Annotated in this window: 16 protein-coding genes; 10 read left to right on the forward strand and 6 right to left on the reverse strand. The window is 53.1% G+C overall.

Going from position 1 to position 20,166, the window contains the following annotated elements; genetic code table 11:
- Window positions 1–39: 39 nt before the first annotated feature.
- The 4 genes from E6C74_RS13500 (at window position 40) to hldE (ending at window position 7,732) form a co-directional block, all read left to right on the forward strand.
- The gene (locus E6C74_RS13500) at window positions 40–1,557 is read left to right on the forward strand and encodes an inorganic triphosphatase (protein WP_136486059.1); all 1,518 of its coding nucleotides are present in this window, start codon (window positions 40–42) and stop codon (window positions 1,555–1,557) included.
- 329 nt (window positions 1,558–1,886) lie between these two features.
- A complete protein-coding gene (locus E6C74_RS13505; protein WP_136486061.1) occupies window positions 1,887–3,143 on the forward strand; it encodes a methyl-accepting chemotaxis protein in 1,257 nt (418 codons plus the stop codon).
- Window positions 3,144–3,407: 264 nt separating this feature from the next.
- Window positions 3,408–6,251 carry a bifunctional [glutamate--ammonia ligase]-adenylyl-L-tyrosine phosphorylase/[glutamate--ammonia-ligase] adenylyltransferase gene (gene glnE / locus E6C74_RS13510; RefSeq protein WP_136486063.1) on the forward strand — a complete coding sequence of 948 codons (2,844 nt, stop codon included), beginning with the start codon at window positions 3,408–3,410 and terminating at the stop codon, window positions 6,249–6,251.
- Window positions 6,252–6,301: 50 nt separating this feature from the next.
- Window positions 6,302–7,732 carry a bifunctional D-glycero-beta-D-manno-heptose-7-phosphate kinase/D-glycero-beta-D-manno-heptose 1-phosphate adenylyltransferase HldE gene (hldE, locus tag E6C74_RS13515; protein ID WP_136486065.1) on the forward strand — a complete coding sequence of 477 codons (1,431 nt, stop codon included), beginning with the start codon at window positions 6,302–6,304 and terminating at the stop codon, window positions 7,730–7,732.
- Window positions 7,733–7,861: 129 nt separating this feature from the next.
- Here hldE and tolC read toward each other — a convergent pair whose 3' ends face one another.
- Entirely contained in the window at window positions 7,862–9,178 is a 1,317-nt protein-coding gene (gene tolC, locus E6C74_RS13520) for an outer membrane channel protein TolC (protein ID WP_136486067.1), read from the reverse strand.
- 233 nt (window positions 9,179–9,411) lie between these two features.
- On the opposite strand from tolC, the gene nudF reads away from it, so the two are divergent.
- From nudF to parC, 6 genes are all read left to right on the forward strand, one after another.
- Entirely contained in the window at window positions 9,412–10,041 is a 630-nt protein-coding gene (gene nudF, locus E6C74_RS13525; protein WP_136486069.1) for an ADP-ribose diphosphatase, read from the forward strand.
- Window positions 10,029–10,478 (forward strand): DUF1249 family protein, encoded by a 450-nt coding sequence (locus E6C74_RS13530; RefSeq protein ID WP_136486071.1) that lies wholly within the window; start codon window positions 10,029–10,031, stop codon window positions 10,476–10,478. The genes nudF and E6C74_RS13530 overlap by 13 nt, the downstream gene beginning before the upstream one ends.
- A gap of 17 nt (window positions 10,479–10,495) precedes the next feature.
- Window positions 10,496–11,317, forward strand: coding sequence for a 3',5'-cyclic-AMP phosphodiesterase (cpdA, locus tag E6C74_RS13535; protein WP_136486073.1), 822 nt, complete (start codon window positions 10,496–10,498; stop codon window positions 11,315–11,317).
- Between the two features lies 1 nt (window position 11,318).
- Window positions 11,319–11,906, forward strand: a complete 588-nt coding sequence (gene yqiA / locus E6C74_RS13540; protein ID WP_136486075.1) for an esterase YqiA — start codon at window positions 11,319–11,321, stop codon at window positions 11,904–11,906.
- A gap of 212 nt (window positions 11,907–12,118) precedes the next feature.
- Entirely contained in the window at window positions 12,119–14,005 is a 1,887-nt protein-coding gene (parE, locus tag E6C74_RS13545) for a DNA topoisomerase IV subunit B (protein WP_136486077.1), read from the forward strand.
- 2 nt (window positions 14,006–14,007) lie between these two features.
- Window positions 14,008–16,281 (forward strand): DNA topoisomerase IV subunit A, encoded by a 2,274-nt coding sequence (gene parC / locus E6C74_RS13550; protein ID WP_136486079.1) that lies wholly within the window; start codon window positions 14,008–14,010, stop codon window positions 16,279–16,281.
- 123 nt (window positions 16,282–16,404) lie between these two features.
- Here the strand turns inward: parC and yacG are convergent, their stop codons facing one another.
- Genes yacG through E6C74_RS13575 form a run of 5 tightly spaced genes read right to left on the reverse strand, consistent with a single transcriptional unit; the run spans window position 16,405 to window position 20,159 of the window.
- Window positions 16,405–16,602: a DNA gyrase inhibitor YacG gene (yacG, locus tag E6C74_RS13555; RefSeq protein ID WP_136486081.1), complete on the reverse strand. Its 198-nt coding sequence runs from the start codon at window positions 16,600–16,602 to the stop codon at window positions 16,405–16,407.
- A 36-nt stretch (window positions 16,603–16,638) separates the two neighbouring features.
- Complete coding sequence (zapD, locus tag E6C74_RS13560) at window positions 16,639–17,379, reverse strand: cell division protein ZapD (protein WP_136486084.1); 741 nt, start codon at window positions 17,377–17,379, stop codon at window positions 16,639–16,641.
- A gap of 31 nt (window positions 17,380–17,410) precedes the next feature.
- Entirely contained in the window at window positions 17,411–18,019 is a 609-nt protein-coding gene (gene coaE / locus E6C74_RS13565; protein ID WP_136486086.1) for a dephospho-CoA kinase, read from the reverse strand.
- A gap of 2 nt (window positions 18,020–18,021) precedes the next feature.
- Window positions 18,022–18,891 carry an A24 family peptidase gene (locus tag E6C74_RS13570; RefSeq protein WP_136486088.1) on the reverse strand — a complete coding sequence of 290 codons (870 nt, stop codon included), beginning with the start codon at window positions 18,889–18,891 and terminating at the stop codon, window positions 18,022–18,024.
- A gap of 50 nt (window positions 18,892–18,941) precedes the next feature.
- Window positions 18,942–20,159 (reverse strand): type II secretion system F family protein, encoded by a 1,218-nt coding sequence (locus E6C74_RS13575; protein ID WP_136486091.1) that lies wholly within the window; start codon window positions 20,157–20,159, stop codon window positions 18,942–18,944.
- Between the last annotated feature and the right edge of the window lie 7 nt (window positions 20,160–20,166).

Genomic DNA, 20,166 nt, shown 5'->3' on the forward strand with positions numbered 1-20,166 from the left:
GGCAATATCCTGTCGCTATCTGCTGCGAAAGGTATAACTATGGAAACCGAGATAGAACTGAAGTTTTTTGTTTCTCCAGAATTTTCAGAGGTTTTACTAGAAAAAATTTCTGAAACCAAAGTACTTCAGCATCGTTGTCGTGAGTTAGGAAACACCTATTTTGACTCGCCTGACAACTGGTTGCGTCAACACGATATTGGACTTCGTATCCGCCGTTTTGATGATGTGTATGTGCAAACGGTAAAAACCGCCGGGCGTGTGGTGGCCGGTTTGCACCAGCGTCCAGAATACAACGCTGAACATAACAGCAATGACCCCGATTTATCCCTTCACCCTGCTGATATCTGGCCAGAGAATCGTGATATTGCGACGTTGCAGTCGCAACTGGTGGCTCTGTTCTCCACTAATTTTAACCGCGAACAATGGTTGATCGGCATGCCGGATGGCAGCCAGATTGAAGTGGCGTTTGACCAGGGGCTGGTAATTGCCGGTGACAGTGAAGACCCGATTTGTGAGGTGGAACTGGAGCTGAAATCCGGTCAGACCGATGCGCTGTTTACTCTGGCCCGTCAGCTGTGTGACCAGGGCGGTATGCGCCTTGGCAACCTGAGTAAAGCGGCGCGTGGTTACCGTCTGGCCGCGGGCTACCAGGGCGATGAAGTTAAACCGCTCAGCCTGGTCGACACTCAGGCACAAGACACGGTTGAGACCTGCTTTATCCAGTCCCTCGAGCATGCGTTATCGCACTGGCATTACCATGAACAGATCTACACTGAACGGGACTCGGTCGAGGCGCTGCATGAAATCAGCCACGCGATCAGCTTTATTCGCCAGGTGCTGGCAGTGTTCGGCGGGATTGTGCCGCGCCGTGCCAGTGCTATCCTGCGCCAGGAATTAAAATGGCTGGAAGGTGAGCTGAGCTGGCTCAAACAATACGACTACCTCGAGGAGCTGCTGGAAGATAAAGGTTATGCTTTGCGTAAGCTTGATGCACGCAAGTTCCTGATAAGCGAACTCAAACAGTTGCAGCAGGCTCTGCCGCAACGGGACGAGATCCTTAAGCTGCTCAATTCTGCCCGTTACACCGGTGTATTACTCGACTTAAGCCGCTGGATTCTGACCCGAGGCTGGCAGCCATTCCTGGACGAAAAAGCGCGCGACAAAATGGCGCTCAATGTCCATCACTTCTCAGTCAAGCAACTGGAACGTACCTGGGTCGAGCTGCTGGAAGCGTTTCCGCCTGAGCGTCAGCTGTCGAGCCAGGAATATATCGATCAGCAATATCGTCTGATGCGCAGTCTGTATACCGGCATCAGTTTTGCCGCACTGTTCGATGAAGAAGAGCGTCAGGCATTTCGGATGCCATGGGCTGACTTGCTGCATGGTATTGATGACCTGCTGACCCTCAAGCCGCTTGAGGGATTGGTTGAAAAACTGGCCCAGGAAGAGCGTGAGCAATTGCAGCGCTGGCTGATCCGGCAGGAAAACTCGATTCTGCACGCCATGGAACAGACCCGGATTATCGGGGTTGAAACGCCGCCATACTGGCGTGATTAAGCGGATGTGAACCTCATCAGCAAAAACAAGAAGGGATGCCTATGGCATCCCTTCTTGTTTTGTGTATCTGAGCAGAGTTTTACGCGTCTGAGCCGGTTATTGTTACTACAGTTGGTCTGTTGTCAGCCGATAGAGTGTTCAGGGCGGGATAAAATCGTGTGCGATCACAATACACAGATAAAAGCGTGAATACGCGACTGTAAGCACATGCGAAGTGTATCATTTTTGATACTATCCCATTCATACGAAGCACGAAATAAATCAATTGGCGGTGTTTTTGCATCGCCGGCTTGTTGAGAACGATGATAACACCGAGTGGAGAACTGAGAATGGCGAAAATGGCTTTTAAGCCTTGGGAGCGTTTGATCACCGATGTCCGTCTGGTCCCCAAGATGGTGATGCTGATGGTCTTCAGTACGATTTTGATTATTGCCAAGCAGTTGTGGGATGCCAGTACGTTTTATAATGCCCTGTTGGCGGCAACCCAGAACGTTGATGTGGCCCAGCGCCACTATGATGATTATCTGGTGCAGGTTGCCTGGCAGACCGGCCTGATGATCATGGTCTTTGTGGTCTTACTGCTGTTTGCTGCGCGCACTATGCTGCGCCAGACCCTGTATCTGAGTGAGTCAATTAAACAGATGGCGAGCCGCGATCTGTCTGAGCCGATCGAGATGAACTGTAAAGATGAATATGGCGATGTGGCGCGTGAACTGGAGAAAACCCGGCGTCAGTTGCAGGAACTGATTAAAACTCAGGTCAGTGCCTCACAGGAACTGACCTCTCTGACCGAAATCATGACGCTGAGTATGGCGGAGACCAAGGAATCGGCCGAAGAAGAGTTTAATGAAATCGATCAACTGGCTACCGCGATGAGTGAAATGTCCTCGACGGTTCAGACCGTCGCTGAACACGCGCAGAGTGCCTCGTCACTGACCGAGAATGCGTCGCACCAGGCGGGATCCGGCCAGCAATATGTTACCGAGACAATCGGTAAAATGCGGGCGCTGTCGCAAGACATAGCGGCGTCAGCCGATGCGGTTAATCAGGTCGAAGAGCGTGTGGTGTCGATTGGTAGTGTGGTTGGCACGATTCAGGGCATCTCGGAACAGACTAACCTGCTGGCGCTCAATGCGGCGATTGAAGCCGCTCGTGCCGGAGAAGCGGGACGGGGTTTTGCTGTGGTGGCCGATGAAGTGCGCAATCTGGCGCAGCGCACCCAGACCGCGACTGTTGAAATTCAGGAGATGATTTCCCAGTTGCAGAACAGCGCGAACTCGGCGGTGAACCTGATGGAAAAAAGCGTGGTTGAAGCGGCGGAAGGGGTCGAGCTGATTACCAATGCTGGTGGTGAGCTGGACGGTATCGTGCTGCAGGTGCAGCAGATCAACGACATGAATTTCCAGATTGCGACGGCTGCCGGGCAGCAGAGCAGCGTGGCTGAAGAGATGAATCAGAATCTGACCAATGTCCGTGAGCTGGTGGAAGCCTCGGTGACTGTGGTCAGTGAGCTGCTGGAAACCTCGGAGCTGATGCAAAATAATGCCGAGGCACTGGATCGCAAAATTACGGTGTTTAAAGTGTAAACCGCTACCTTGCCGGAGTATGAAAGAGCGCTCACTATTGATTAGTGGGCGTTTTTTATTGGCCTAACTCTGTTATAACTAGTCGCATCGATTCAAACGAATCATATAGATCACGACGAATCACATCGTTGATAATCGTTCACACAGGTTTCAGGTCAACCAGCGCCGCTTCTTGCCCGCCCAGACATGCGTTATCGGACCTGCATCATCGCCGCCGACTGCGTTCGGCCTGTGTTTGACCATCAGATATCACAAGGATGAATCATGCAATTGCCGCCCAAACTTGAGGCTCATGCCGAGCACCAGTATCAACAGCTGCTTCAGCAAACGCCGGAAGTGTCCGAGTGGAGCCCTGAGCTGACTCAACAGCTTAAAGCCGTGCTCGGCTTCAGCCAGTTTGTGGCTGATACCCTGCTGCGTGATAGTGCGTTATGCCTGCAACTGCCCACGCTGCTCAGTGAAGCGCAGCGGGCTGAGCATTACCGGCCCCGTTTGCAGGCGCTGCTCAGTGAGTGCCATGATGAGACCGGCGGCCAGCGCGTACTGCGTCAGTTTCGTAACCGGGAAATGGTGGTGATTGCCTGGCGCGATTTTCTCAGCCAATGGAGCCTGGATCAGAGTCTGGCGCATCTGTCGCAGTTAGCTGAAGCGCTGATTTTTGAAACTTATCAGTGGCAGTACGCTATTTGTTGTCGCGAGTGGGGCACACCGTGTAATGCCGCCGGTGAAGCGCAGCCGATGCTGATTATCGGCATGGGTAAACTGGGCGGCAAAGAGCTCAACTTCTCTTCTGATATCGACTTGATCTTTACTTATCCGGAAAACGGTGAGACCCAGGGCACGCGTCGTTCGATTGCTAATGCCCAGTTTTTCACCCGCCTTGGCCAGCGTATTATCAAGATGCTTGATCAGCAGACTTTTGACGGTTTCTGTTACCGGGTCGACATGCGTTTACGTCCGTTTGGCGAAAGTGGCCCGCTGGTGATGAGCTACGCTGCTCTGGAAGACTACTATCAGGAGCAGGGACGTGACTGGGAACGCTACGCCATGGTCAAAGCCCGGGTGATGGGGCGTGAAATGTATTCCCAGTACCAGGAACTGCGCCAGATGCTGCGTCCGTTTGTGTTTCGTCGTTACATCGACTTCAGTGCGATTCAGTCATTGCGCCGCATGAAGTCGATGATCAAAAGCGAGGTGCGCCGTCGCGGACTGAGTAACAACATCAAGCTGGGTGCTGGTGGTATCCGCGAAGTGGAGTTTATTGCTCAGGTCTTTCAGCTCATCCGTGGCGGCCGTGAGCCGGCGCTGCGTCATCGTGGCTTGTTGGACACACTGCAGGCCATTGGTGAATTGCAGCTGCTCGGTGAACCGGAAGTACAGCAGCTGACCGAAGCCTACCGTTTTCTGCGTCGGCTGGAGAACCTGCTCCAGGCCCTGGCGGATAAACAGACTCAGACGCTGCCGGATAAGGCCGATGATCAGCTGCGCCTCGCTGTAGCCATGGGCTTTGCCTCCTGGCAACTGCTGCTGGATGAAGTACAGCTGCAGATGAGCCGTGTCCATGCGGTGTTCAGCGACTTGATCGGTGAAGAAGAGGACGAAGAGGATAACTTAGCCGCTCATTTCCATGAATTGTGGGATATGGCCAATCATCCGGACATGATCACGCTGATTGTCGAGCAGGATCTCGCTCAGGCCGATCCAGCCGGTGTCGCTGCTACACTGATGCAGTTTAAACAGGACCTGGATAAGCGCACCCTGGGACCACGTGGCCGTGAAGTGCTCAACCGGCTGATGCCGAAAGTTTACCAGGCAATATTTGCGCACCCGGATGCGGAATTTGGCCTGGCGCGAGTGCTGACTCTGCTGCGCAGTATTGCGACCCGTACCACTTATCTGGAACTGCTCGATGAGCATCCGGCAGCACTGACCCAACTGGTGCGGCTGTGTACCGCCAGTCCGATGATTTCCGAGCAACTGGCGCGATATCCGATTCTGCTTGATGAGCTGATTGACCCGCAGCATCTGTATAACCCGATTGCACTCGATGCCTATAAAACAGAGCTGCGTGATTTCCTCGCCCGGATTCCGGAAGACGATATGGAACAGCAGATGGAAGCGCTGCGCCAGTTCAAGCAGATTTGTATTCTGAAAATTGCCGCGGCTGATATTGCCGATGTGCTGCCGGTGATGAAAGTGAGTGATCACTTAACCTATCTGGCCGAAGCGATTGTTGAGGCGGTGATTCATCAGGCCTGGCTTCAGGTCAGCGCGAAGTATGGCGAACCGACTCATCTTAGTGAGCGTGACGGTAAAGGATTTGCTGTGGTCGGTTACGGTAAGGTCGGTGGCTGGGAGCTGGGCTACAACTCAGATCTCGATATTGTGTTTTTGCATGACTGTCCGGTTGATGTTTACACCGACGGGGTCAAAGAGATCGACGGTCGTCAGTTCTACCTGCGCCTCGCGCAGCGCGTCATTCATATTTTTTCCACCCGCACTGCGTCCGGCATTCTGTATGAAGTCGATACCCGTTTACGTCCTTCCGGTGCTTCCGGCCTGTTGGTCAGCCCGGTCGATGCGTTTGAAGAGTACCAGCGTCAGGATGCCTGGACCTGGGAGCATCAGGCTTTGGTCAGAGCGCGGATGATTTACGGCGACACACCGTTGCAGCAGGCGTTCGCGGCGACACGGCATGCGATATTGTCTCTGCCGCGTGATGAAGCGACCCTGAAGCAGCAGGTGGTGGAGATGCGCCAGAAAATGCGCGATCACCTCGGGGGGAAGAAGCCGGGCCGTTTTATGCTCAAACAGGATAGCGGCGGCATCACTGACATTGAGTTCCTGGCCCAGTATTTGGTGCTGCGTTACAGCCATGATAAGCCTAAGCTGACCCGTTGGTCGGACAATGTGCGTATTTTTGAATCTCTGCTCAATGAAGGTGTGCTGGATGAAAGTCAGGCTCAGGCGCTGACTCAGGCTTATACCAGCATGCGCGATCAGATCCATCATCGTAACCTACTCAATCAGGATGCGGATGTCAGTGAAAGTAAATTTGTGGCAGAGCGCGATTGGGTAACACGGGTTTGGGCGCAGTGGCTTCTTTAGTTGGCACAGTGTGATAAACTTCGCCCAGTGATAAATATTGGAGATCCATAATGAAACCAATCCTACCTGACTACAGTGATGCTGGGGTATTAATCATTGGTGATGTGATGCTGGACCGCTATTGGCATGGTCCGGCTGGTCGCATCTCACCAGAGGCGCCAGTGCCGGTAGTAAAAGTAGAACATAACGAAGAGCGTCCGGGTGGGGCAGCAAACGTGGCGATGAATATCGCATCACTCGGCGGTCAGGCGCATATTATTGGTTTAACAGGCATGGATGAACCGGCTCAGGTGCTGGCAGATAAACTGACCGCCCTGAAAGTGAACTGTGATTTTGTTGCATTGCCGGACTATCCGACCATCACCAAGCTGCGTGTTCTGAGTCGTGGTCAGCAGCTGATTCGTCTCGACTTTGAAGACAAATTTGAAAATACCGATGCGGATCTGATCCTGTCGCGTATGGATAAAACGTTGGCCAGCGTCAATGCCGTGATCTTATCCGATTACGCCAAAGGTGCTCTAGAGCATGTGCAACTGTTTATCCAGCGCGCCCGTGCTGCTGGTGTGCCGGTGTTTATCGATCCGAAGGGCGCCGATTTTGAGCGTTACCGCGGTGCGACTCTTTTGACCCCTAACATGGCCGAATTCGAGCAGGTGGTGGGTAAAGTCAAATCGAATGAAGATCTGGTGCAAAAAGGCTTAGGTCTGATCGAACAGTTTGATCTCGATGCATTGCTGGTCACGCGCAGTGAACATGGCATGACACTGCTGCGTCGCGGCATGGCGCCGTTCCATCTGCCGACTCAGGCCAAAGAAGTGTATGACGTGACGGGTGCCGGTGATACGGTCATCTCCGTTCTGGCCGCATCAGTGGCCGCCGGTAAGGCGCTGGATGAAGCGTGTGCTCTGGCCAACGCGGCAGCCGGTGTGGTGGTCGGTAAACTGGGTACTTCCACCGTTTCTACCATTGAACTGGCCGAAGCCGTGCATGGCAGCAAAGATACTGACTACGGCGTCATTGAAGAAAACGCGCTGATCGCGGCAGTGAAAAAAGCCCAGGCGCGCGGTGAAAAAGTGGTGATGACCAATGGCTGCTTTGACATTCTGCATGCTGGTCATGTCTCTTATCTTAACCATGCTGCTGAACTTGGCGATCGCCTGATTGTGGCCGTCAACACCGATGAATCGGTCAAACGTCTCAAAGGCCCGGCTCGTCCGGTCAACCCGACTGAACGTCGTATGGCGGTATTGGCTGGTTTAGGTGCGGTCGACTGGGTGGTGCCGTTTAGCGAAGATACTCCGCAGCGTCTTATTTCTCAGGTATTGCCGGATCTGCTGGTTAAAGGCGGGGATTACCAGCCGGAAGAGATTGCCGGTGGTAAAGAAGTGATCGCGGCGGGCGGTGAAGTGAAAGTGCTCAACTTTGAAGATGGCTGTTCCACTTCCGAAATCATCGCAGCGATCAAAGGCGGACGCGGCTAACGGCCGAATTTGCCATATTGGTATTGATCGCTGTAAGGTTGGCCCGGCATGCCGGGCCAAAATAAAAAGGGCTCTGATGAGCCCTTTTTTGATCGTCTGGATACCGGCTCAGTGGGCCGGTAAGCCTGCTTATTTGATGGCTTTCAGACCAGCGTTGATGTCAATCACGTCTTGCTCGCTCAGTACACCGACAGCCTGGCGCAGTTGCAGTACGCTCAGGATGTAGTTGTAACGCGCATCTGACAGGTTACGTTTCACGTTGTACAGAGTACGGGTCGCATCTAGCACGTCCACAATAGTACGGGTACCGACATCAAAACCGGCTTCGGTCGCATCCAGAGCAGACTGAGCCGAAATCACTGACTGCTCATACGCGCGAATCGATCCAATCGCCGCGTTGATGTTGTTGTTTGATGCACGTACATCGGTCACAACACCACGGTAAGTGGCTTCCAGATCCTGACTGGCTGAGACGTACTGGTATTCGGCCTGTTTAGTCAGTGAGGTGGTGTTACCACCGGTGTACAGCGGTACGTTGAGGTTAACGCCGATATTGAAATCGTTGTTCTCGTGGTACATATCGTAGCTGCTGGCATTATCGTTGTATTCGCGGCCATAGTTATAACCACCGTCCAGAGTCAGCGTCGGCAGATGGCCGGCGCTGGCAAGGTCGATGTTATCTTTCGCCACGTCCTGAGCAATACGCGCTGACAGCAGTGACAGGTTTTTCTCCTGCGCCTGCTCAAGCAGAGTATTCATTGATTCTGCCGTACGGCTGGTTGAGAAACGCGCAGTGTCCAGGATGCTCAGGTTGGTGTGCTCCTGACCGGTGATTTCACGCAGTGCTTCGTAGCTGTTGATCAGGTCATTGTTTGCCAGCACTTCATCGGCCAGCACGGTGTCATATTGTGCCTGAGCGTCATGGACGTCGGTAATTGCCGACAAGCCCACTTCAAAACGTTGTTTGGTTTGTTCGAGCTGACGACCAACCGCGGCTTTCTCGGCGCGTACAAACTCCAGGGTATCCTGAGCGCTGAGAACGGCGAAGTAAGCTTGTGCCACCCGCAGAATCAGGCTTTGCTGTGCGTCTGCATACTGAGCGTCGGCCTGACGGGCTTGCTTCTCAGTCGTGTCCAGAGAAATCCAGCTGGAACGGTTGTACAGTTGTTGTGAAAAACCGACGCCAGCGGTCAGGCTGTCGCTGTCACGTGCATCAACATCGCTGCGGTTCAGGTTGTATCCCGCGGTCAGATTAATCTGAGGTAGCAGTGAGCTACGACTGGAGTTAATCGCTTCAAAGGCTGAATCACGTTGTGCCGCTGCACTCAGCAGTTGAGGATCGTTCTGTTTTGCTTGGTCGTAAATTTGCGCAAGGTCGTCAGCGAGTACTGAGGTACTCAGGCTGCCTAAAGTTGCACTAATCAAAAAAGGAAGCAGTTTTTTCATTGGTCCTATTCCTGCCTGAATATGAAAGGAGTTACGCTCACGAGAGTGTAACCCAAATTGCTGGTATTTCACTCGAAACTTTGCACTTTTTACACTTAGCTGTCCAATTGTGCAATAAAAATCGCTTATCGACTTAACTATGAGTACAATTTTTGTATAAAAAGTTGAGCAATGTCCTTGGAAGTAAGAAAAATTCATGAGTAAACTATAAGATTGCTTAAGAGAGGTTACTAATGCAACAGTCTGACCAGCCACAGGGAGCATTTTCGCCCGATGACGTTGATGTTGTCTCACGTGAGACACTGTTCCAAGGATTTTTCCGAATGGTGAAGTATCGGTTCAAGCATCGATTATTTCAAGGCGGATGGAGTCCGGTCATTGAAAGGGAAATGTTTGAGCGTGGCCATGCGGCTGCTATGTTACCGTATGATCCGGTACGCGACCAGGTGGTCATTATTGAGCAGATCCGGGTTGGCGCATTAGAACATTCCCAGCCATGGCAACTGGAAATCGTCGCCGGCATCATTGATCGCAACGAGAGCGCCGAACAGGTCGTGCGGCGCGAAGCAGAGGAAGAAGCTGGGATCTTGGTCAAAAGAATGGAAACTATTACGTCGTACTATCCGTCAGCCGGGGGATGTTCTGAGAAACTGGATGTCTACGTAGGTGAGGTCGACGCTTCACTGGCCGGTGGCGTACATGGGTTAGACTATGAAGGTGAAGACATCAAAGTGCATGTGATGAGCCGCACACAGGCGTACCAGCTGGTACGTGAGGGCCGGATTGAAAATGGCGCCTCGATCATCGCACTGCAATGGCTGGAGTTAAACTACGAGCAGTTACAAACGAAATGGCACAATTGACAGCATTAAAGAAGACGTATCATGTTGATTTACCGGAACTGATGCGGACTTATGAAACGAACTACGCCAAGTTGAACGCTTTGCTGCCCGCGCAGGCGGGCGTCGGTGACGTGCGCTGCTACCAGGCCGCACACCAGGCTTACCAGTTGCAAGTGCTGGAAGTCACAAAGTACACAACTTTGGTGGAGATCTGTCAAAGTGATGATATCTCAATATTTCCATTGCCAACCATGTCTGTCAGGCTGTACCACGATGCTCGCGTCGCAGAAGTGCTGACCACAGATAAACTTGTCCGGGTTCAGGCCAAATATGACTACCCGAACGAGCAAATGTTGCAAAAAGATGAGAAAGCACAAATTAACCGTTTTCTGGGCGATTGGCTGACCTTTTGTCTCAAGCGAGGTATCAGCCGTGCTCCCATCAACATTAATCAATAGCATTAGGTTTATAGACTTTGAACGTGTCGCCCAGTTTAGATAATTCCGACAGCATAAAGCTGGTTCAGATTACAGATACGCACCTTTTTGCGCCCGATGATGGCAGCCTGTTGAGTGTTAATACCGCCGACAGCTTTCGTGCTGTGGTGGCGGAAATCATGGCACAAAAGGTCGAGTTTGATGCCATTCTGGCAACCGGGGATATTTCCCAGGATCACAGCACCGAATCCTACCTGCGTTTTACTCAGGGCGTCGCGCCACTGGGTAAAACCTGTTTCTGGCTGCCGGGTAATCATGATTACAAACCGAACATGAATACGGTTCCACCCATATCACAGGTGCATGCAGTAGAACATGTGTTGCTGGGGCATCACTGGCAGATGATTTTGCTGGATTCACAGGTGGTGGGTGTGCCGCATGGCCGTCTCAGCGATCAGCAGCTGGCGTTGCTGGACAGTAAACTGAGCGCTCATCCGGATCGTTTTACTCTGGTTTTACTTCATCATCATCCGTTACTGGTTGGTAGTGCCTGGCTGGATCAACATACCCTGAAAGACAGCCACCTGTTCTGGCAGGTGGTTGAGCGCCACCGCAATGTGAAAGCGGTGTTGTGCGGACATGTCCATCAGGATATGGATCGCCAGCATCTGGGCGTGCGGGTGATGGCGACACCGTCTACTTGTGTGCAGTTCAAACCGAACTCGGATGATTTTGCCGTTGATCAGCGCCCGCCGGGCTGGCGTGAGCTGGAGCTGCATGGCAACGGTGAAGTGACGACTCAGGTGAAACGACTGGCGCAGGGCGTATTTTTGCCGGACTTCACTTCAGGTGGTTACTGATATGAGCCAACGTCCATCATTGCTGATGTACATCCACGGTTTTAACAGCTCACCGCTGTCGCATAAAGCGCAGGTAATGGTACAGTATTGTGCGACGCAGCGCCCTGACATCAAAGTAGTAGTGCCTGAGCTGCCATGCTTTCCGCATCAGGCGGCGCAGCATCTGCTGCAAGTGGTGGAGCAGTATCGTCACGACTATCAGATTGGCCTGGTCGGCAGCTCTCTGGGCGGCTATTTTTCTACCTGGCTCAATCAGCAGTTCGGGTTTCGTGCCGTGCTGGTTAATCCGGCGGTACGGCCGTATGAGCTGCTGGTGGATTTTCTTGGTGAGCAGGAGAATATGTACACCAAGCAGCGCTACGTGCTGACCAAAGCCCACATTGATGAACTGAAAGCTCTGGACGTAGCGACACTGGGTCAGCCGCAGGATTTCTGGCTGCTGCAGCAAACCGAAGATGAAGTGCTGGATTATCGCCAGGCCGTGGAAAAATTCCAGGCCGCCAAACAGACCGTGGAGCCGGGCGGCAACCACAGTTTTGTTGATTTTGAGCGTTATCCGGCGCAAATCCTCCAATTCTTAAATCTCTGATCTTTTCATTGAGGGAAGAGTCATAATTTTACTTGATACTTACTGATGTCGCTTGACATCAGTGAGCCTCTTCCAGACTATGTTTCCTTTGGACTTTTCTTATTTATAACGCTGGAAAATGCGGCAAATAGCCGGTCATTTCATCAAAAATCCAGCGTTCACAAATGAGTTGTAAAGTTACGAATCATTTATCGATAAAAGCATTCCGTATTATGACTGAACAATATAATGCTGGAGCCATTGAGGTTCTTAATGGCTTAGAACCAGTACGTCGCAGACCTGGGATGTATACGGAGACCACGCGCCCGAACCACCTTGGGCAGGAAGTCATTGACAACAGTGTTGATGAAGCGTTGGCCGGATATGCCTCTAAGGTACAAGTGATCCTGCATGCCGATCAATCGCTGGAAGTGATTGATGACGGTCGTGGTATGCCGGTGGATATTCACCCGGAAGAGAAAGTGTCCGGGGTTGAGCTCATCATGAGCAAACTTCACGCCGGTGGTAAGTTTTCCAACAAAAGCTATCAGTTCTCCGGTGGTCTACACGGGGTGGGGATCTCGGTCGTAAACGCCCTGTCCAAACGGGTGGAAGTCACCGTGCGCCGTGACGGCCAGGTGTATGAAATTGCCTTTGAACATGGTGATAAAGTCTCTGATCTGACGGTCACCGGCACCTGTGGCCGCCGCAACCGTGGTACCAGTGTCCACTTCTGGCCGGATGCCAAGTATTTTGACTCGGCCAATTTTTCCGTCACCCGCCTGATTAATAATTTGCGCGCTAAAGCGGTACTGTGTCCCGGGCTGGAGATTACCTTCAGCGATAAGGTTAACAACAATGAACACCGCTGGTTTTATGAAGATGGCCTGAAGGATTATCTGGCGGATGCGGTGAAAGGTTATCCGCTGATGCCGGAGCAGCCGTTTACCGGCGAATTCAAAGCGGAAACCGAAGCGGCGACCTGGGCGGTGATCTGGCTGCCGGAAGGTGGCGAACTGACCACGGAAAGTTACGTTAACCTGATCCCGACCGCACAGGGTGGTACGCATGTGAACGGCCTGCGTCAGGGCCTGCTGGATGCGATGCGCGAATTCTGTGAATTCCGCAATCTGCTGCCGCGCGGCGTTAAGCTGACTGGTGAGGATGTGTTTGATCGCTGTGCTTATGTATTGTCGATCAAAATGCAGGATCCGCAGTTTGCCGGCCAGACCAAAGAGCGTCTTTCATCGCGCCAAAGTGCTTCGTTTGTCTCCGGGGTCGTGAAAGATGCGTTCAGCCTGTGGCTGAACGAGAAGCCGCAACTGGCAGAGCAGTTGGCGGAAGTGTGTATTGCTAATGCTCACCGCCGCATGCGTGCCAGCAAGAAAGTGGTGCGTAAGAAAGTCGCCTCAGGCCCGGCCTTGCCAGGTAAACTGACCGACTGCTCACAGCAGGATCTCAGCCGTACCGAACTGTTCCTGGTGGAAGGTGACTCGGCAGGCGGCAGTGCCAAACAGGCACGTGACCGTGAGTTCCAGGCCATCATGCCATTGCGCGGTAAGATCCTTAATACTTGGGAAGTGTCTGCCGATCAGGTGCTGGCCTCGCAGGAAGTACACGATATTTCAGTGGCGCTGGGGATTGATCCGGACAACGACAATCTGGAAGCGCTGCGTTACGGTAAAGTGTGTATCCTGGCCGATGCGGACTCGGACGGTCTGCATATCGCGACCCTGCTGTGCGCGCTGTTTACCCGTCATTTCCCTGCGCTGGTGCGTGCCGGTCATGTCTATGTGGCGATGCCGCCGCTGTACCGGATTGACTGTGGTAAAGAGGTGTTTTACGCCCTGGATGATGATGAGAAAAACGCCATTCTCGAGCGGCTTAAAAACAAAAAAGCCAAGATCAACGTGCAGCGCTTTAAAGGTCTGGGTGAGATGAACCCGCTGCAGCTGCGTGAAACCACCATGGATCCGAACACACGCCGTCTGGTGCAACTGACCATAGACGATGACAAAGCGACAGAAGAGATGATGGACATGTTACTGGGCAAGAAGCGCGCGGATGACCGCCGTAACTGGCTGCAGAACTATGGCGATCAGGCTGAGGTCGAGGTTTAACCATGTCGAACGAAATTACTTACGATGGCGTTGAGCAGCTGCCGCTGCGCAAATTTACTGAAGACGCATATCTGAACTACTCCATGTACGTAATCATGGACCGGGCGTTGCCGTACATCGGTGACGGCCTCAAGCCGGTGCAGCGCCGTATTATTTATGCGATGTCTGAGCTGGGCTTATCCGCTGCGGCGAAATACAAGAAATCGGCGCGTACCGTCGGTGACGTGCTGGGTAAATATCACCCGCACGGTGACTCAGCCTGTTATGAAGCCATGGTACTGATGGCGCAGCCGTTCTCTTACCGTTACCCGCTGGTTGACGGTCAGGGCAACTGGGGTGCGCCGGATGATCCCAAGTCGTTCGCGGCGATGCGTTATACCGAAGCGAAGTTATCAAAGTTTGCCGAAGTTCTGCTCAGTGAACTGGGGCAGGGCACGGTCGAGTGGCAGCCGAACTTTGACGGCACCATGAAAGAACCGAAAATGCTGCCGGCGCGCCTGCCGCATATTCTGCTTAATGGCGTGACTGGTATCGCGGTCGGTATGGCAACCGATATCCCGCCGCACAACGTACGTGAGGTGGCGGATGCCACCATTCATCTGATTGATAATCCGAAAGCCTCGCTGCCGGATCTGATGCAGTATGTCAAAGGGCCGGATTATCCGACCGAAGCGGAGATCATCTCGCCGCAGGCGGATCTGGAAAAAGTGTACCGCACTGGTCGTGGCAGTATCAAAATGCGTGCGGTGTGGCACAAAGAGAGCTCGGATATTGTGATTACCGCGCTGCCGCACCAGGTTTCCGGCGCTAAGCTGCTTGAGCAGATTGCCAACCAGATGCGCGCTAAGAAACTGCCGATGGTGGAAGATCTGCGTGACGAGTCGGATCATGAAAACCCGACCCGGATCGTGATCGTGCCGCGCTCTAACCGGGTCGACTGCGATACGCTGATGAACCACCTGTTTGCGTCGACCGATCTGGAAAGAAGCTACCGGGTTAACCTGAACATGATTGGCCTCGACAGCCGTCCACAGGTCAAGGGTCTGGTGACGATCCTGAATGAATGGATTCAGTTTCGTCGCGAAACGGTGCGTGCCCGTCTGCAACACCGTCTTGATAAAGTACTGGCCCGTCTGCACATCCTGGAAGGTTTGCTGGTGGCTTACCTCAATCTGGATGAAGTGATTGAAATCATTCGCAATGAGGATGATCCGAAAGCCGTGCTAATGGCGCGTTTTGGCATTACCGAGATTCAGGCTGATGCGATTCTTGATACCAAACTGCGTCATCTGGCCAAGCTGGAAGAGATGAAAATCCGCGGCGAACAGGATGAGCTGGAAAAAGAGCGTAACAAGCTCGAAGAGCTGCTCGGTTCCGAGCGTCGTCTCAACACTTTGCTCAAGAAAGAACTCAAAGCCGATGCGGAGAAATACGGTGATGACCGTCGCTCGCCGCTGGTGGAACGTGAAGAAGCCAAAGCGCTGACTGAACGTGACCTGATGCCAAGTGAAGCCATCACGGTCATCTTGTCAGAAAAAGGCTGGATTCGCCACGCCAAAGGGCATGATGTTGCTGGCGAAAGCCTCAACTATAAAGCGGGCGACAACTACCTGGCGCAAGCCAGTGGTAAGAGTAACCAGCCGGCGGTCTTCCTTGGCAGTGACGGGCGCAGCTATTCGCTTGAGTCGCATACCTTGCCATCAGCACGCGGCCAGGGCGAACCGATCACCGGCCGCCTGAATGTGGCACCGGGCACCACGATCCGACAGGTGATCATGAGTGAAGAAGATCAGCTGTGGCTGGTCGGTTCCGATGCCGGTTACGGTTTCGTGTGTAAAGGGACCGATCTGTTGTCAAAGAACCGCAGTGGTAAAGCACTGGTTAATCTGCCGGAGAACTCGGAGATCATGGCACCGCAGGTGGTCAACGATCTCGATAATGATGAGATCCTGGCGATCACCAATCAGGGCCGGATGTTGCTGTTCCCGATTAAAGATCTGCCGCAACTGAGCAAAGGTAAGGGCAACAAGATCATCAATATTCCGGCCGCGAAAGCTAAGGCTCGGGAAGAGGTGGTCTCACATCTGATGGCCTTGCCGAAAGATGTCACTATTACCCTGTATGCCGGTAAGCGTAAGCTGGGACTCAAGCCTGCTGATCTGGAAAATTACCGCGGTGAACGTGGTCGTCGTGGTGGTCTGTTGCCACGCGGTTTGCAGCGCGTGACCCGGATCGACCTGGACTCCGGCACGGCAGACAGCTCGGAAGAAGAGTAATCTTATCCCGGCCTTCAGCCCTTGTGGCTGAAGGCCGGGTGAGTTTGACAAAGAGTTGCTGATAAAAAACAAGCCCCGCATCGCGGGGCTTGTTTTTTATACTGTATTAACCATGGCTCCGGTTTAGTACTGGTCTTCGGACCAGCCGTCACTGTCGGACATGTCCGGTGCGCCGGGAATGGATTTTTCCTCATCTGCCCATTCACCAAAATCAATCATCTGGCATTTCTTGCTGCAGAACGGACGGTGCGGGCTTTGCTCTCCCCACTCAACACTTTCGCCACATTGCGGGCACTTTACCACGGTGGGTTTCTTTGACATCTTGTATCCTGTTTACTGCTTGGGTCGCAGGGCAGATTAACTGCACACCGCGAGATCAAATTCGATATTCTGGGTACTGGCCTGTCCGGAGCTGAATTCAATAAACTTGATCGCAAAGCGATTTTTATGTCCCGAAATCATCGGGTACACGCCGTATTCAAGCGGAATAGACAGACGCAGAATATTGGCTTCTTCCGCATCACTTTGGTAGAAACCGGCTTTGGCTTCACGATTGCGGAAGCTACCGGTTTCGCGGGTCAGTTTTAACCACAGTTTCAGCGCATCGGCCAGGGGTTGTAACGGTTTGATCCATTGTCTGGCATCCTGGATTTTCTGCTCGAGTGGCAGATGCAGCCAATAATGCAGCGCCGGAAGATCAAAACAGCATGAGCCGCCAGGCAGGTTAAAACGCTGACGAATCGCACTCAGGAAGCGGTCTTCCTTAAGTGACTGGCCGAAACGTTCTGCGCCCATCAGGCTGCGATGCGCATGGTCGACTTCACTGAGCAGACTCTGCAGCATCTCCTGATCGACCCCTTCGACATTAAGCCAGTTGCGGTAGACCTGACGCTGTTTTTCAACGTCTTTGGCCAGTTCACTTTTGAGCTGAATCTGCTCAAAAATTTCCAGTAGATCAAACAAAGAGCGGAAGAATAGCTGATGTTGAATATCGTCACCGAATTGCGACGCCTGCTCCATCTGACTCAGCAGGGCCTCGACACGCAGATAAATGCGCGTTTTTTCGTTGAGTGGATGTTCAAACTTATGTGTGGTCATCAAACTAGCCTTGGATTATTTGGACTTATTCTCACAGATTTGTACGGCTTATGGCTAGATACTTTTGGTGCAATTCTGTGATTTGAGGCAAAAGTTTCTGGTTTTTTGCGTCATTTTTAATCACATCATCGGCGCAGGCTAAACGTTGTTCACGGCTGGCCTGTGACGCCAGGATAGCGCGCACATGCTGCTCGGAAACCTCGTCGCGTGCCATGGTGCGCTGGATTTGTGTCGCTTGGTCGACATCCACCACCAATATTCGGTCTGCCATAGACTGTAGCTGGTTTTCCACTAACAGTGGAACCACAAGTAAGGCATAAGGAGAGTGCACTTGTCGTAAATCCTGTGTCATTTTTTCACGGATCAGCGGGTGGAGCAGGTTATTTAGCCACATCTTCTCATTTTCGTTACTGAAAATGCGCTCGCGCAGGGCGGCACGGTTGAGGGTTGCGTCCGGATTTAGCACTGCCGCGCCGAAATGGTCGCGAATCGCAGCCAGGCCGGGGGTGCCTTTTTCCACCACCTGACGCGCCACGATATCGGCATCAACGATATCAATACCAAACTGCTCGGCAAACAGATTGGCAACGGTGCTTTTTCCACTGGCGATACCACCAGTTAAACCGATGACTAACGGCATAGTTACCATCCTAATACTGAGTGTAAATACCAAGCGATAATCGACTGGCCATAGATCATGCATAACCAGCCGGAGAGGGCCAGATAAGGGCCAAACGGAAATGCCTTATCGATACCGCGTTTTTGCAGGCGCAGTTGAATCAGGCCAAAAATCAGGCCGATGACGGATGAGAGCAGAATGATGACCGGCAGCTGTTGCCAGCCGAGCCAGGCACCGAGCGCCGCCAGCAGCTTAAAATCGCCGTAGCCCATGCCTTCTTTACCGGTCAATAGTTTAAACAGCCAGTACACCGACCACAGACACAGATAGCCGGCGATGGCGCCGATTACCGCACTTTGCAAGCTGACAGGGCTAACGCCAAACAGCGCCAGGCTAATCCCGGCCCACATCAGTGGCAGGGTCAGCTGATCCGGCAGCAGCATGGTATCGAAATCGATAAAGGTGGCAGCAATCAGGACGTAGGTAAAGCCAAGCAGAGCTATGCTATAGACGCTGAAACCAAGCTGCAGGGCTATAAAGCCACTGCTCAGGGCGGTGAGCAGCTCAATCAGCGGATAACGGGCACTGATCGACTGGCGACAGTGAGCACATTTGCCGCGCAGCAACAGCCAGCTCAGCAGCGGGACATTATCACGGATCCGAATCGGGGTCTGGCAATGCGGGCAGGTCGAGCGCGGGGTACTGAGCGTCAGGGTTCCCTGTGGGGGAGCAATCCCATATTCCGGAAAAGACTCTGCGCACTCCTGGCGCCATTCACGTTCCATGATTTGCGGCAGTCGATAGATCACGACATTGAGAAAGCTGCCGATGATCAGCCCCAACAGTGTGGCCAGGGCCGGAAACAGCCAGGGGTAATAGTTAAAAATATCCATTGGGGATGCGGTAAGCCTTTGTGACGGTGAGTCAATAATGTAGAACCATACTACCCTAATACACTCATCAAGTTAAAGATTGGCAGATACATTGCGACCACCAGGCTGCCAATCACCCCACCGAGCAGTAAAATCAGCAGCGGTTCGAGGATTTTCCCTAGATTATCAACGCTGTTGTCGACCTCATTTTCATAACTCAACGCAATTCTGGCCAGCATCTCATCCAGAGTGCCGGACTCTTCACCTATCATCACCAGTTGTAGCATCAGCGCAGGAAAAATGCGGCAGTGACGCATCGCCAGATGCAAGGCCATCCCCGAGGCCGTATCACGTGCGATCTGGTCAAGAGCATGGGACAGGTGGGCATTCCCACAGGTTTTAGCTGCAGAGTGCAGGCTGGTCAGTAGCGGCAGCCCCGAACTGAGGCTGGTCGACAGAGTACGGCTGAAACGGGCCAGAGCGGCTTTATACAGCAGTGGCCCGAGCACCGGCAGACGAGTGCTATGGCGGCTGAGCCAGAGCCGCAGCCCGGGGTAAGCCTGGCGCGCTTTACAGACGCCAGCGGCGCCCAGTGCCGCGGCGGTGACCATCCAGGGCCCCAATGTCTGCAGTGAGTGAGAGGCCGCGACGACCTGGCGGGTAAACCAGGGCAACTCGCTGCCCAAATTGGCGAACAGGCGTTCAAACTCCGGAATCACTAAGGTCAGCATCAGATAAGTGACCGCGAAGGCGACGTTGATCACTATGGTTGGGTAGAGCAGCGCCTTGATAACCCTGGCGCGCAGTTGTTCGCTGGTTTCACGATATTGTGCCAGGCGTTCCAGAATTTGTGCCAGGTTTCCGGATAATTCGCCGCTGCGCAGCAGATCGATATACAGGCGATCAAAGTTGTGACCGCTGGCCTGCATCGCAGCTGAGAGCGGCATGCCGCTCTCCAGACTGCGTAGCATAGAGCGCAGCAAGGCTGATACCGCTGCTTTGTTATGGTTGGTCGCAATCAGCTGCAGCGCCGGTAAGAGCGCCACGCCACTGGCGAGCAGAGTGGCCAACTGGCGGGTTAATAACGTGATATCACGTGAGTTCAGACGTTTGCGATAGCGGCTGAGCAGTGAAACGGGACGCGGGGTAATCGAGCGAATTCGGATCGACTGACGTTGCAAGCTGTCACGGACTTCGTGTTCGCTTAGAGCCAGCATGCTGCCGCGCCGTATCCGGCCCTGATTGTCTCTGCCGTGCCAACGATAGTGTTGTAATCTGCTGTTCGACATCGGCTGC

The organism is Vibrio sp. H11 (assembly GCF_004804295.1).
In the GTDB taxonomy this organism is placed as follows: Bacteria; Pseudomonadota; Gammaproteobacteria; order Enterobacterales; family Vibrionaceae; genus Vibrio; species Vibrio ostreae.